Here is a 13022-nt window from a genome sequence, read left to right as displayed (position 1 = left end):
TTGACCGTGCTGACCACCGGCGCGCCCGCTCCCGACCGGGAGCAGGCCAGGCGACGGTGGCTGACCCTGGCCGCGCTCGGCCTCGCGCAGCTGCTCGTCGTCATCGACATGACCGTCGTGACCATCGCCCTGCCCTCCGCCCAGCGGGACCTGGGGATGTCCGACACCGCACGGCAGTGGACCATCACCGCCTACACCGTGGCCTTCGGTGGCCTGCTGCTGCTCGGCGGGCGGCTGGCCGATCGGCTCGGCAGGCGGACCACCCTGCTCGTCGGCATGGCGGGGTTCGCCCTCGCCTCGGCAGCCGGCGGCGCCGCGGGCAGCACCGAGCTACTGATCGCGGCACGGGCCGGGCAGGGTGTCTTCGCCGCGCTGCTGGCCCCTTCCACGATGTCCTTGCTGACCCTGACTTTCACCGAGCCGCGCGAGCGGGCACGGGCGTTCGGGGTCTTCGGCGCGATCATGATGTCCGGCGCCGCGCTGGGCCTCGTCGCGGGCGGGGCGCTGGCGGAGTATCTGGACTGGCGCTGGTGCCTGTACATCAACCTGCCGATCGCCGCCATCGCCTTCGTCACGGCCTGGGTGCTGGTGCCCGGGGTGAGCGGGCACCGGGAGACCCGGCTGGACTGGGCCTCCGCGGTCCTGGGCGGTGGCGGGATCGTCGCGCTGGTCTACGGGCTGGCCGAGGCCGGCGAGTACGGCTGGGGATCGGCGTCCGTACTGGGGCCGCTCGTGCTGGCCGTCGTGCTGCTGGTGGCCTTCACCTTCCGGCAGCGGCGGGCCGCGCACCCGCTGCTGCCGCTCGGGGTGGTCGCCCACCGGTCCCGGGCGGCCGCGTTCCTGACCGTCGGGCTCGCCGCGTTCGGGATGTTCGGGATGTTCCTGTTCCTCACCTTCCAGTTCCAGGCGATCATGGGCTATGGACCGCTGGTGGCGGGCCTGGCCTTCCTGCCGCTGGTGGGGGCGAACATCCTGGTCGCGACGCAGCTGTCCGGAAGGCTGCTGCCACGCACCGGGCCGCGGCCCCTGCTGGCCGGTGGGCTGCTGCTGCTCGCCATCGGGTTGCTGCTGCTGACCCGGCTGACCCCGGACAGCTCGTATCTCGGCCTGGTGCTGCCCGCCGAGGTGGCGCTCGGCTGCGGAGCGGGCCTTGCCATGCCGACCGTGCTGAACACCGCGACCAGCGGGGTCGCGGCGAGCGAGACCGGCGCGGCTTCGGCGTTCATCACCACCTCGCAGCAGGTGGGTGCCTCACTCGGCACCGCGACCCTGAACGCGATCGCGGCGGCGGCCACCGGCGCGGTCACCGGGTCGGGGAGCCCGGCCGCCGCGACCGTGCACGGTTACGCCGTGGCCAGTGGCTGGGGTGCCGCGGTGCTCGTGGCGGCGGCACTGGGCGTCGCGCTGCTCGCGGGCCGCACGCGGGGGAACTGAGCGAGCGGGGAGCCACCACCGCCGTGGCTCCCCGCCCTCGGGCTCACCAGCCGAGCGTGCCCAGCGCCTGCCGCGCGGTCTCGGCCACCTTCGCGCAGAAGTTCGGCTGGCCGGCCTCGGTATCCGAGGTGCGCACATCGAACTGCACGTACGCGGGTTCGGCCTGGACGTCCATATGGCAACTCAGCTCGGTCTCCGAGGTGATGTAGCCGGTGGTATCCCCGACCGGCACCGTGTCCTTGCCCCCGCCGGTGACGATGTCCGGGGCGGGCGGTTGCCAGAGGGTGAGCTTGATCCGGCTCGCACCCGCACCACTCCACTCGCAGCGCGGCCTACCCATGTCGTCGGTCCGCCGGCCTTCGCCGGCGCCGGCACCGAGGTACTTGGCCGTCTCCTCCGGCGTCAGCAGGCCGCACGGGTCCTGTTGCTGCCAGGACGCCTGCCCCGCCGGTGGCGGTCCGCCTGATGTGGACTGTTCGGTGCTCGAGTCCTGATCGGACGCTCCACCCTCGTCACCACCGCAGCCGGCGAGCCCGAAAGCCCCCGCGATCGCGATTACGGTAAGGAGTTTTCCTGCTCGCCTCGTCGTCACCTTTCTCCATCCCCCTGTGTTCAGATCTTCTGATGTTCGCCGGGCACCCGGGGTAACCGTCGGCTAAGGCCCGGTACGGTCCCAGTAAATCAGCTCGGTCGGCCGATCGGGGCGGACGCATTAACAGGGGGGAACATGCCGGATGGATTCTCGGTAAAAGAAGGGCATTTGGCCGGATTTTCGGTCCTTGCCGGCGAACTCGCGGATCAGACGGCTTCGTTGATGGGGCACGTCCACAAGGAGGCGCGGCCGGACGTCGGATTCACCGGGGTGATGAGCTGGCTCAAGACGCCGGTGGACACCTACGCGCACGAGACCGCGGTCCGGCTCGCCAACCGGGTGGACCTGTTCAACGGTATGTCCACTGAGCTCAATCGCGCTGCCTGGATGTACACCGGCCAGGAGGAGTCGGCGTACCAGGAGTTCAATGATCCGACCTTTCCCGGCCGGCCCACCGGGTACAAGGACTTCCCTGATCCTGTTTCCCACTCGCCAGGCGAGGAACCCGCGCTCGATGCGCCCGCGCACGAGGACGCGAATATCCGTGGCCTGCTCGACGAGGTGGGCGGGCTGATCAACAGCATCGACGACGCGATCGCCTTCCTCACCAACTGGAGCCCGGTCAGCGAGCTGGTCGAGCCCATGTCCGGCAACTGGACCGAGTTGACCCGCGCCGGTGAGGTGCTCACTCAGACCGGCAACGGGGCGGAGGTTGTCGCGGGCAACCTCGCCACGCAGCTCGGCAAGCTGGACGCGAACTGGAGCGGTGGCGCGGCGGCCGCCTTCCAGGACCATGCGAACAAGATCGCCCAAGCGATCGAGCTGGAGGGGCCGATCAACCGGCTGGTCGGCCACGTCTACACCGCCGTTGCGGGCGAGGTCGAGCGGGTCGCCGAGTTCATGGTCACCACGCTCAAGACCGCGGTGGACAAGATCGCGCAGGCGGCGGCGTCCTCGTGGATTCCGGGTTATGGCTGGGTCAAGATCATCGACGCGGTGCGCGCGGCCATCCACATCATCAACGAGGCCAAGGCGCTCATTGACTCCCTGAACACCGTGATCGAGCAGGTCCAGACCGTCGTCGAGGCCGCGCAGGACCCGATGGGCTTCGTCGAGGGCAAGGTCGAGGAGAAGATGGCCCCGATCATGGAGAAGGTCGAGCAGGTGCGGACCGGGGTGAGCATCACCGAGGATCTGGCCGCGCTCTCCGATGCCGATGCGCTGAGCGAGGTTCCCGAGGAGGACTACAGCGTCGGCCCCAACCCGAGGAGGCCCGGTGCCTGACTACATTCCGCCGCACATGCGGTCGGCGCTGGACTCCTTCGAGTCCGCCCTCGCCGACTTCCGCACGCAGCGAATCCGGGTCGAGCAGCTGGAGGTCCCGGACACCCCCGCGGTCGACCCCAAGCAGCTCGCCGAGGCGGCCCAGCGCGAGGACGCCCCGGAGAAGCTGAAAGCGGTGGCGCGTGCCGTCGAGGATGGCCGGGCCACCTGGACGGACGTCGCCATGGGCCGCACCGAGGTCGCCCCCGAGGTGCGGGAGCTGTTCGCCGCGAGTGGCCCCGGCATCGCCCGCGGCATGGCTGAGGCCGAGGCTGACTCTGCGGCCGAGGAGGCGCCGGCCGAGGAAACCCCCCGGCCTGGCACCCGGCGCGCCGCCGAGGCCGAGGACCACGACGACGAGGACTTCAGCCAGCGCAGCTTCCTCCGCAACGGCTGGTAGGCGGGGCACCCGCCGCTACCGGGATGCTCAGGCCGCGACCCCCTGCGGGCCACGCGCCGCATGGGTGACCCGCGCACCGCGCTCGGCGATCCAGGACAGCGCCGCGTCGGCCTGGTCACCGCGCAGGCCGAGCCGGAAGCGGGCGACCGGGGTGTCACCGACCCTGGTGAGCCCGCCGCCGATGGTGGCGAACTCGGTACCGAACCGGCCCGCGGCTTCCGGCAGCAGCGCACCCACGGCCGCGAAGCCCACCAGCACCACGTCCGCGACGCGGTCGTAGGAAGCGGCCTGCGCCGGGCTCGTGTCGATGGCGGGCAGTAGCTGCCGCGCGGCCCTGCTGCCCGGATCGGACAGCAGGCCGAGCAGGTTGCCGCTCTCCACCAGCGCACCCTGTTCCAGCAGTGCCACGTCCTCGCAGACCCGGCGCGCCACGTTCCCGTCCTTGGTGGTGAGCACCACCGTGACGCCGAGCTCGGCACGGGCCCGGTCGAGCACGGTCAGCACGGCGGCGGACTCCTCCGCGCCGACACCCTCGGTCGGGTCGTCGGCGAGCAACACGGAAGGGCCGGTGACGAGTGCCCTGGCGATCTCGGTCCGCCTGCGCTGGCCCGCGGAGAGCTCGCCAGGGCTCTGCGTGGCCCGCCGGGTGAGCCCGGCCAGGTCGAGCAGCTTGCCCACCCGGTCCCGGCGACCGGGGCCGTCGACCCGGAGCCGCTCAAGCGGCGCGGCGACGTTCCCGGCCACGGTGCGCTCGGCGTGCAGCGCGGCCTGGGTGTCCACCACGCCGACCTGCCGTCGTAACTCGCGTAACCGCCGCCCGTCCAGCGTGCCGGTGTTCAGCCCGTCCAGCCGGACCGTGCCCCGGTCCGGCCGCTCCTGGAGGGCCACGCACCGCGCGAGGGTCGACTTGCCGGCACCTTCGGGGCCGACGACGCCGTAGAGCGAGCCCGCTCCGATCTCGAGGCTGATATCGCGCAACGCCACCACGGGTGCGTTGCCGCTGCGGAAGGACTTGCTGAGGTTCTCGACTGTGATCACGGATGCTCCAAACACGGGCGCTGCCTGATCAGGCGCGCCACCGCCACCGGGTGCGCCGCTCGCGGTGGGCGGCGCGACAACGAACGGGAAACGGAATCAGGCGAAGACGGTGCGCCGACGACATGCGCTGACCGTGCGGCGGCACTCGTCGACGACTCGGCGCCGGGTGAGCATTCGGGACCTGTACACGGATTCCTCCATCGGTCCTGGCTGTAGCACCTGCCCGCCCGCGGGTGGTTGCTGCGGCATCTGCGATCCAGGTCTCTCAGCCGCTCGGGATGGATACGTTATGAGTAGACCGGAAAAGCCCCCGGCAACGCAAGCCTCTTGACCGACATCACACATCCCCCGCTGCCAGGCGGGTGAAGTCGTGGATGGTGAGCTGCTCACCGCGGGTACGCGGGTCGATACCGGCCGCCGTGAGGAGGGCCTCGGCGCGGGCGGACGAACCGGCCCAGCCGGCGAGCGCGGCACGCAACGTCTTGCGCCGCTGCGCGAACGCGGCGTCGACGGCGGCGAACACGGTGTCCCGGTCCGGCCCGGCGGGGGGCGCGGCGCGTTCGAAGGCCACCAGCGAGGAGTCGACGTTCGGCACCGGCCAGAACACCGACCGCGGCACGGCGGCGACCTTACGCGCCCGCCCGTACCAGGCCAGCTTCGCGCTCGGCACGCCGTAGACCCTGCTGCCGGGGCCGGCCGCCATCCGGTCGGCCACCTCGGTCTGCACCATCACCAGCCCGCGACCCAGCGAGGTCAGCTCGGCCAGCAGGTGCAGCAGCACGGGCACGGCCACGTTGTAGGGCAGGTTGGCCACCAGGACCGAGGGCCGCTCCGGCAGGTCCTCCGCCGCCAGCCGCAGCGCGTCGGCCGCGAGCACGGAAAGGCGCCCGGACGCGCCGGGCGCCTGCCGCCGCACGGTGTCCGGCAGCCGGGTGGCCAGCACCGGGTCCACCTCAACGGCGACGACCCGCGCACCGGTGCCGAGCAGGCCGAGGGTCAGTGAGCCGAGCCCCGGGCCGACCTCCAGCACGACATCCGTGCCGCCGACCCCGGCGAGCTCGACGATGCGGCGCACGGTGTTCGGGTCGTGCACGAAGTTCTGCCCGAGCTTCTTGGTCGGCCGGATACGCAGCTCGTCGGCGAGTCCCCGGATCTCGGACGGCCCGAGCAGGGCGGTTTCCGACGGTTCAACCACCGGCCAAGCCTAGGCTCCCGGCCAGGAACTCAGCGCGGCAGGCCCAGTTCGCGGGAGCACTTGGGCCAGGCGCCGTAGCCGCCGCGGTCGTCGCGCAGCTTGGTGGCGATGGCGATCTGCTGCTCCCTGCTCGCCTGGTGCGGGTAGGCCGCGTACTGGCTGCCGCCGTAGGCGTCCCAGGTGCCCTTGTTGAACTGCAGACCGCCGTAGTAGCTGTTGCCGGTGTTGATGGACCAGTTGCCACCGGACTCGCACTCCGCCAGCCGGTCCCACACCGCGCCGCCGGTCACCGGCGGGACCTCGGGCTCCTTGGTGCCGACCCGGACGACCTTGGGCTCGGCCTCCTTGACGATCTTGGTGGAGAGCTCCTCGCGGGCGACTTCCTTGTCGTTCTTCTTGGTCACCCGGTAGGTGACGATCCGCTCGCCCGCTTCGCCCTCTTCCTCGACCTCTTCGGTGCCCTTCTCCATGGTCGAGTCGTTGATCGTCTGGACAGGCGGTTCGATCGTCTCGGTCTCGTTCACCACCGAGACGCCGGTACGGCTGATGTGCACCTCGGCACCGTCCAGCAGCTTGTAGTCGAGGCCGCCTTCGGCCTCGTCCTCCGGACCGAGGGTCAGCTGCAGCTCGCCGAGCAACTCCTTGGTGGTGACCGCGTGCGTGGTCAGCTCGCGAGGCTGGTTGCCGCCGTCGTAGAGGGTGATGTTCTTCAGCGTCTTGACCTCGAGGGTCATCCCGTCCAGCGGGACCTCGCCGTCCGCGGGGGCCGACATCCAGGTGTTGCCGCCCTCGAGCACGTGGGACAGCTCGAGTTGCTGCAATGCCTCGCCGACGCTCGTCGCGCGCACCCAGGACTCGCGCGCGGTGCCGTCCACGATGACGTTGAGCTTGCGCCCCCGCTCCAGCTTGATGACCCCGCCATCGCCGACCGCGGTCTGCGGGGAGGGCGAGAGCGCGTCGTGCGCCCCGACCGAGAGACCGGCGTCGTCGAGCACCTCGCCGACGGTGTCGCCGAAGCTGCGCACGGTCTGGTTCTCACCGTCGACGTTGACGGTGACGTTCTTGTTCATCGCCAGCGCGGCGGCGCCACCGCCGGTCAGCGTGATCAGTACGGCGAGGATGGTGCCCTTGAGGAAGCGCTTCTTCCAGCTCTTGGTGGCGGCGACCAGGCCGTCCTCGAGATCGTCCGCGGCTTCCTCGGTCCTGGCCTTGGCCTGCTTACCGGCCTTTTTGCCCACCCGGTCCTCGCCGACCTCGTCCGGAAGGACGATCGGCGGCAGCATGGTGGTCTCGGCGTTGACCAGCCGGATCAGCTCGTCCACGTCGACCGAGGCCTCGGCCATCAGGTCGTCGGCGTCCGGCCCGAGCGCGGCGAACACGTCCTGTGGCGTGATGTCGGGGTTCGGCGAGTAGCCGAAGTAGTCGAAATCACCCGAGTCGCCGCCGTCCGGGCGCTCCAGTGTCGCGAGGCCCCCGGAGCCCGCACCAGCGTGCCCGTATCTACCAGTCACAGGGTCGATCCCTTTCGCGAAAAAGCCCAAAAGCCCGATGAGCTCACCTGAGCTACTGCCTTCATCTCGGCCCGCTCGTCGAGCGCACCGTTATGTCCGGCTCCCGCAGTCAGCGCCATCCCCAGCGGCCCGGGGCGAACCCCGCACCGCGATCCCCGACGTGCACTGACGTGACTGTGGGCGTACCCGCCGAAGCTCCACGCTGAGCTACCAACCGGCACGATCACGGGACAGTAACGAAGCCTGCCGGGTTGCGCAAACACCCCCCGGATTGTCGTGACGCTCATCACACCCACCCGTCTCCCTTCGCCGCCCAAACGGCGACGCTTCGCGTCACTGTCCCAACCGGGTGGCCGCTTGCCTTCGCTCGAATGTCGCAATGTGTTCAACCCACCGTGACTGCGCGCAGGCGGAACACGCGATCGGCATTGGCGTCCGCCGCGGCGGCGATCTCCTCGACGGGCTGTTCCCGCAGCTCGGCAAGGCCCCGCACGGTGTAGGCGGCGCAGTACGGCTCCCCCGGCCTGCCGCGGAACGGGTGCGGGGTGAGGTACGGCGCGTCGGTCTCCACCAGGAACTGGTCGGCCGGAACCAGCTTGGCCGCCTCGTGCAGCTCCCGCGCGTTGCGGAAGGTCACGGTGCCCGCGAAGGAAAGGACCCAGCCGGCGTCGACACACCGCCGGGCCATCCCGGTGTCCCCGGAGAAGCAGTGGAAGATCACCTCGTCCGGTGCGCCCTCCTCGTCCAGGACGCGCAGCACGTCCTCGTGCGCGTCCCGGTCGTGGATCATCAGCGGCTTGCCCACCCGCTTGGCCAGGTCGATATGCCAGCGAAAAGCCTCCCGCTGCGCCTCGGGCGGCGAGTAGTCCCAGTAGTAGTCCAGGCCGGTCTCCCCGACGGCGACCACTCGCTCCTCGGCGGCCAGTCGTTCCACTTCGGATTTCTCGGTCTCGCCGAAATCCTTGGTACGCGTGGGATGTATCGCCACCGCGGCGAACACTCGTTCGTCCCATGTAGACGCCCGTACGGCCCAGCGGGCCGCGGTGAGGTCGTCCGCGACGGTCACCATCCTGGCGATCCCGGCCCGCTCGGCCCGGTCGGCCATCCCGGCGACGTCCGCGGCGGTCGCCGCGCCGCAGGCGTCCAGATGAGTGTGCGAGTCGACGGCCGGTACCGGAAGGGTCTCCGGGATCGGCGGCAGTTCACGCTTGGACTGTTCACGCTTGGACAATGGGGGCCCACTCCGGTCCGGTCTCGGCCAGCTTCGGGTCCAGCTTGGCGAACAGGGGGCTCGGCTTGGCCAGTGGCCTGCCCACCTCGACCGGCATCGACTCCCAGCGCGCCTGCTCGCCGGTGTAGTCACCGGTGAGGATCGGGTTGATCCGGCCGGGTACGTCGAGGTCCTCGGCGTCGGTCAGCTCCGGCTGCGCCGCCCACACCCCGGTGCCGCCCATCGCCTCGTGCACCTTCTGCGCCGAATGCGGCAGGAACGGCGTGAGCAGGGTGTTGGCATCCGAGACCACCTGCAACGCGGTATGCAGCACCGTGTCCCTACGCTCGGGGTCGTCCTTCAGCTTCCACGGCTCCTGCTCGGAGAGGTACTTGTTGGCCGCCGACACCACGCGCATGGCCTCGCCGATCCCGGCCCGGAACCGGGAGCGGCGCAGGTTCTCGCCGACGGTCTCGAAGGCCTGCCGGGACAGCGCCTTCAGCTCCTCGTCGGCGGCCCGCGGGACCTGCGGCCGGGGTACCGCCCCGTTGTTCTTGTGCGCCATCGAGATGGACCGGTTGACCAGGTTGCCCCACTCGTTGGCCAGCTCGAAGTTGATCCGGCGGGTGAACTCGTCCCAGGTGAAGTCCACGTCCTGGGTCTCGGGGCCGGCCGCCGAGATGAAGTAGCGCAGAGTGTCCGGGCCGAACTCGCGCAGGAAGTCGTGCAGGTAGATGACCGTCCCGCGGGAGGTGGAGAACTTCGAGCCGCTCATCGTGAGGAACTCGCTGGAGGCGATCTCGGTCGGCAGGTTCAGCGCGTCGTAGGGACCCGGCTCGCCGCCCCTGTCGCCCTGCCCGTTGTGCCCGAGCAGCAGCGCGGGCCAGATCTGGGCGTGGAAGGTGATGTTGTCCTTGCCCATGAAGTACACGAGCTCGGCTTCCGGGTCGTTCCACCACTGCCGCCAGGCGTCCGGCTCACCGCTGCGGCGGGCCCATTCGACACTGGCCGAGAAGTACCCGATCACCGCGTCGAACCACACGTAGAACCGCTTCAGCGGCTCGTCCCGCCAGCCGTCCAGCGGGATCTTCACGCCCCAGTCCAGATCGCGGGTGATCGGCCGGGGGCGCATGTCGTCCACCAGGTTGCGGGTGAAGTTCAGGACGTTGGACCGCCAGCCGGTCCTGGTGGCCAGCCACTTGCCGAGCGAGTCGGTGAACGCGGGCAGGTCGAGGAACAGGTGCTCGGTCTCGATGAACTTCGGCTTCTCCCCGTTGACCCTGGACACCGGGTTGATCAGCTCGGCGGCGTCGAGTTGGTTGCCGCAGTTGTCGCACTGGTCGCCGCGGGCGCCGTCGTAGCCGCAGATCGGGCAGGTGCCCTCGATGTAGCGGTCCGGCAGGGTCCGGCCGGTGGACGGGCTGATCGCGCCGGTCGTCGTTCTCGGCACCACGTAGCCGTTGCGGTACAGGGCAAGGAAGATCTCCTGCACCACCTGCTCGTGGTTGCCGGTGGTGGTGCGGGTGTAGAGGTCGTAGGTCACGCCGAGCCCGCGCAGGTCCTCGGCGATCACCCGGTGGTACTTGTCGGCCGTCTGCCGCGGGGTGAGCCCCTCCTTGTCGGCCTGCACCAGGATCGGCGTGCCGTGCTCATCGCTGCCGGAGACCATCAGCACCCGGTTGCCCGCCATTCGCTGGTACCGCGCGAACACGTCCGAGGGGACGCCGATACCGGAGACGTGGCCGATGTGCCGGGGGCCGTTGGCATAGGGCCAGGCCACCGCTGTCAACACGGGGGTGCTCATGGCTGTTTAGCCTACGGAGGGCGTCTCGCCTATCTCATCTCGGGAGGATCGTTGTCCGCGACCAGACTGCTGGTGCTCGGAGTCGTGCGGATGTACGGCAAGGCACACGGCTATCAGGTGCGCCGTGAGCTGCAGACCTGGTCCGCCGACAAGTGGGCCAACATCCAGCCGGGGTCGATCTACCACGCGCTGAAGAAGATGACCACCGAAGGCCTGCTCGAGCAGGTGGAGACCGAGCAGGGCGGGTCAGGGCCGGAACGGGTGGCGTACCGGATCACCGAGACCGGCGAGGCCGAGTTCCAGATCCTGATCGCGCAGGCGCTGGCCCGGCCCAGCGCGACCGGGTTCGAGTTGCCCGCGGCGCTGGTGCTGCTCACCACGCAGCCGAGGCAGCGGCTGATCGGCCTGCTCAAGCAGCAGCTGATCCGGCTGGAAGGCGACGAGGAGAGCTCCCGGCTGCTACTCGAGGAGGGCACGAGCTGGGGGCACCCCGCGCATGTCACCGAGCTGTACCGGCTGTGGCAGCGCACCGCCGAGGCCAGGGCGAGCTGGCTACGAGAGCTCATCGAGCGGTTGCGGGCCGGCGAGTACGTGCTGGCCGACGACTCCGACCACGCCTTCGGCGAGCCCGGTGGCGCCGAATAATCAAATTTGACTACCTACGACTGACCCGGCAGAGTGACATCGCTAGTTAGTCAAGTTTGACTACCGAAGAGGGGAATCCCATGATCAAGGCACGCGGCCTCGCCAGGCGGTTCGCCGCCCGCGGCCGCACCGTCGACGCGGTCAAGGGCGTCGACCTCGATGTGGCCGAGGGCGAGCTCCTCGGCTTCCTCGGCCCGAACGGCGCCGGCAAGACCACCACCCTGCGCATGCTCACCACGCTGCTGCGCCCGACCTCGGGCGAGGCGACGGTGGCCGGCTGCGACCTGCGGAAGGATCCGGTGGGCGTACGCAGGCGCATCGGGTACGTCGCGCAGGGCGGCGGCACCGCCCCGGAGTACAAGGTGGCCGAGGAGATCGAGCTCCAGGGGATGCTGTACGGGCTGAGCAAGGCCGACGCGCGCAGGCGTGGCGCCACGCTCACCGAGCAGCTCGATCTCGCCAATCTGGACCACCGGCTCACCAAGACACTCTCCGGCGGCCAGCGGCGCCGGCTGGACATCGCACTGGGGCTCATCCACGATCCGAAGCTGGTCTTCTTCGACGAGCCGACCACCGGGCTCGATCCGCAGAGCAGGGCGAACCTGTGGGAGCACATCCGGCGGTTGCGCGCCGAGCACGGTGTGACGTTGTTCCTGACCACCCATTACCTGGACGAGGCCGATTCGCTGTGCGACCGCATCCTGGTGATCGACAACGGTGAGATCGTGGCGGAGGGCAGCCCGAACTCGCTGAAGTCCCGGGTCTCCGGCGACGGGGTCGAGATCGGCGTGCCTGCGGAGTCGGTGGCCGCGGCCGCCGAGATCGCCGGGAGACTCGAGGGCGCGCACGAAGTGACCTGCCTCGAGGACACCGTGCGGTTCCGGGTGCCGCGCGGGGACACCGCGATGCCGGAACTGCTCAGGGCGTTGGACGCCGCCGATATCGGCATGACCGCGATGCAGGTGCACCGCCCGACCCTGGACGACGTGTTCCTCACCCTGACCGGCCGCACCCTGCGCGATGCCGAGGAACGCACCGGCGAGGCCGCGGAGCCCGAGGAGGCCGCCCATGTTGCGTGACAGTTGGCTGATCTTCCGCAGGGACCTGATCCTCAGCACCCGCAACCCGACCTGGCTGATCATCCAGATCATGCAGCCCTTGCTGTACCTGGTCCTGTTCGGGCCGCTGATGGAGAAGATGGTGCAGAACACGCCGGGCTTCCCGCCCGGCAACGCCTGGCAGATCTTCACCCCGGCGCTGATCGTGATGATCGCGCTGTTCGGCAGCTCGTTCGTCGGCTTCGCCCTGCTGGCCGACTACCGCACCGGGGTGGTCGAGCGGCTGCGGGTCACGCCGGTCAGCAGGCTCGCGCTGTTGTTGGGCAAGGTCGTGATGAACGCGATCCAGGCTGTCGTCCAGGCCGCGCTGCTCATCGTGCTGGCCTACGTCGCGTTCGGGCTGAACGCTCCGGTCGGCGGGGTGTTGCTCAGCCTGGTGATCGTGGCCCTGCTGGCGATCACCCTCGCGTCCTCGTCCTACGCCCTCGCGCTGCGACTCAAGAGCGAGGAGGCCTTCCCCGCGCTGCTGAACGCCATCCTGCTGCCCTTGCTGCTGCTGTCCGGAATCCTGATCCCGATCACCACCGGGCTGGCGCCCGACTGGCTCTACACCATTTCGCGGATCAACCCGTTCAGTCACGTGGTGGAGGCGCAGCGCGGCGTGTTCCTCGGCGACTTCAGCATGGACACGCTGTTCACCGGCGGAGTCGTACTGCTGGCGATGACCGTACTCGCCGTGCTGTGGGGCGCTCGCACCTTCCAGCGCGAGAACGCCTGACACCGCACCGACGACCGGCCCGGGCGGGCACCGA

At 70.0% G+C, this 13022-nt stretch carries 12 protein-coding genes and 1 riboswitch; of the genes, 6 read left to right on the top strand and 6 right to left on the bottom strand.

All coding sequences use genetic code 11. The features are described from left to right. Window positions 1-6: 6 nt before the first annotated feature. Window positions 7-1434, top strand: coding sequence for a DHA2 family efflux MFS transporter permease subunit (locus FB471_RS25865; RefSeq protein WP_246076755.1), 1428 nt, complete (start codon window positions 7-9; stop codon window positions 1432-1434). 43 nt (window positions 1435-1477) lie between these two features. On the opposite strand, the gene FB471_RS25860 is transcribed toward FB471_RS25865, so the two are convergent. Then, window positions 1478-2026, bottom strand: a complete 549-nt coding sequence (locus FB471_RS25860; protein WP_170220943.1) for a DUF3558 family protein — start codon at window positions 2024-2026, stop codon at window positions 1478-1480. A gap of 168 nt (window positions 2027-2194) precedes the next feature. Between FB471_RS25860 and FB471_RS25855 the strand changes: the two genes are divergently transcribed. Together FB471_RS25855 and FB471_RS25850 are read left to right on the top strand one after the other, a co-directional pair. Then, a complete protein-coding gene (locus FB471_RS25855) occupies window positions 2195-3310 on the top strand; it encodes a WXG100 family type VII secretion target (RefSeq protein ID WP_142000928.1) in 1116 nt (371 codons plus the stop codon). Next, window positions 3303-3749 (top strand): hypothetical protein, encoded by a 447-nt coding sequence (locus FB471_RS25850; protein ID WP_142000927.1) that lies wholly within the window; start codon window positions 3303-3305, stop codon window positions 3747-3749. Before FB471_RS25855 ends, FB471_RS25850 begins: the two co-directional genes overlap by 8 nt. Before the next feature lie 27 nt (window positions 3750-3776). Here the strand turns inward: FB471_RS25850 and FB471_RS25845 are convergent, their stop codons facing one another. From FB471_RS25845 to metG, 5 genes are all read right to left on the bottom strand, one after another. Continuing rightward, window positions 3777-4787: a methionine ABC transporter ATP-binding protein gene (locus FB471_RS25845; protein WP_142000926.1), complete on the bottom strand. Its 1011-nt coding sequence runs from the start codon at window positions 4785-4787 to the stop codon at window positions 3777-3779. Window positions 4788-4981: 194 nt separating this feature from the next. Continuing rightward, a riboswitch (SAM riboswitch) is annotated at window positions 4982-5072 on the bottom strand. 52 nt (window positions 5073-5124) lie between these two features. Continuing rightward, window positions 5125-5982, bottom strand: coding sequence for a 16S rRNA (adenine(1518)-N(6)/adenine(1519)-N(6))-dimethyltransferase RsmA (gene rsmA, locus FB471_RS25840; protein WP_170220942.1), 858 nt, complete (start codon window positions 5980-5982; stop codon window positions 5125-5127). Window positions 5983-6011: 29 nt separating this feature from the next. After that, window positions 6012-7493, bottom strand: a complete 1482-nt coding sequence (locus tag FB471_RS25835) for a resuscitation-promoting factor (protein ID WP_425457086.1) — start codon at window positions 7491-7493, stop codon at window positions 6012-6014. Between the two features lie 385 nt (window positions 7494-7878). Next, window positions 7879-8724, bottom strand: coding sequence for a TatD family hydrolase (locus FB471_RS25830; RefSeq protein ID WP_170220941.1), 846 nt, complete (start codon window positions 8722-8724; stop codon window positions 7879-7881). Then, a complete protein-coding gene (metG, locus tag FB471_RS25825; protein ID WP_142000925.1) occupies window positions 8711-10507 on the bottom strand; it encodes a methionine--tRNA ligase in 1797 nt (598 codons plus the stop codon). The genes FB471_RS25830 and metG overlap by 14 nt, the downstream gene beginning before the upstream one ends. A gap of 51 nt (window positions 10508-10558) precedes the next feature. Between metG and FB471_RS25820 the strand changes: the two genes are divergently transcribed. The 3 genes from FB471_RS25820 to FB471_RS25810 all read left to right on the top strand — a co-directional run bounded on the left by FB471_RS25820 (window position 10559) and on the right by FB471_RS25810 (window position 12988). Next, complete coding sequence (locus FB471_RS25820; RefSeq protein WP_142000924.1) at window positions 10559-11152, top strand: PadR family transcriptional regulator; 594 nt, start codon at window positions 10559-10561, stop codon at window positions 11150-11152. Window positions 11153-11232: 80 nt separating this feature from the next. Continuing rightward, window positions 11233-12231: an ATP-binding cassette domain-containing protein gene (locus FB471_RS25815; RefSeq protein WP_142000923.1), complete on the top strand. Its 999-nt coding sequence runs from the start codon at window positions 11233-11235 to the stop codon at window positions 12229-12231. After that, window positions 12221-12988, top strand: coding sequence for an ABC transporter permease (locus tag FB471_RS25810; RefSeq protein WP_142000922.1), 768 nt, complete (start codon window positions 12221-12223; stop codon window positions 12986-12988). Before FB471_RS25815 ends, FB471_RS25810 begins: the two co-directional genes overlap by 11 nt. Window positions 12989-13022: the final 34 nt, after the last annotated feature.

It is taken from the genome of Amycolatopsis cihanbeyliensis (assembly GCF_006715045.1).
Lineage (GTDB): Bacteria > Actinomycetota > Actinomycetes > Mycobacteriales > Pseudonocardiaceae > Amycolatopsis > Amycolatopsis cihanbeyliensis.
This window is presented reverse-complemented; position numbering and strand designations above follow the sequence as displayed.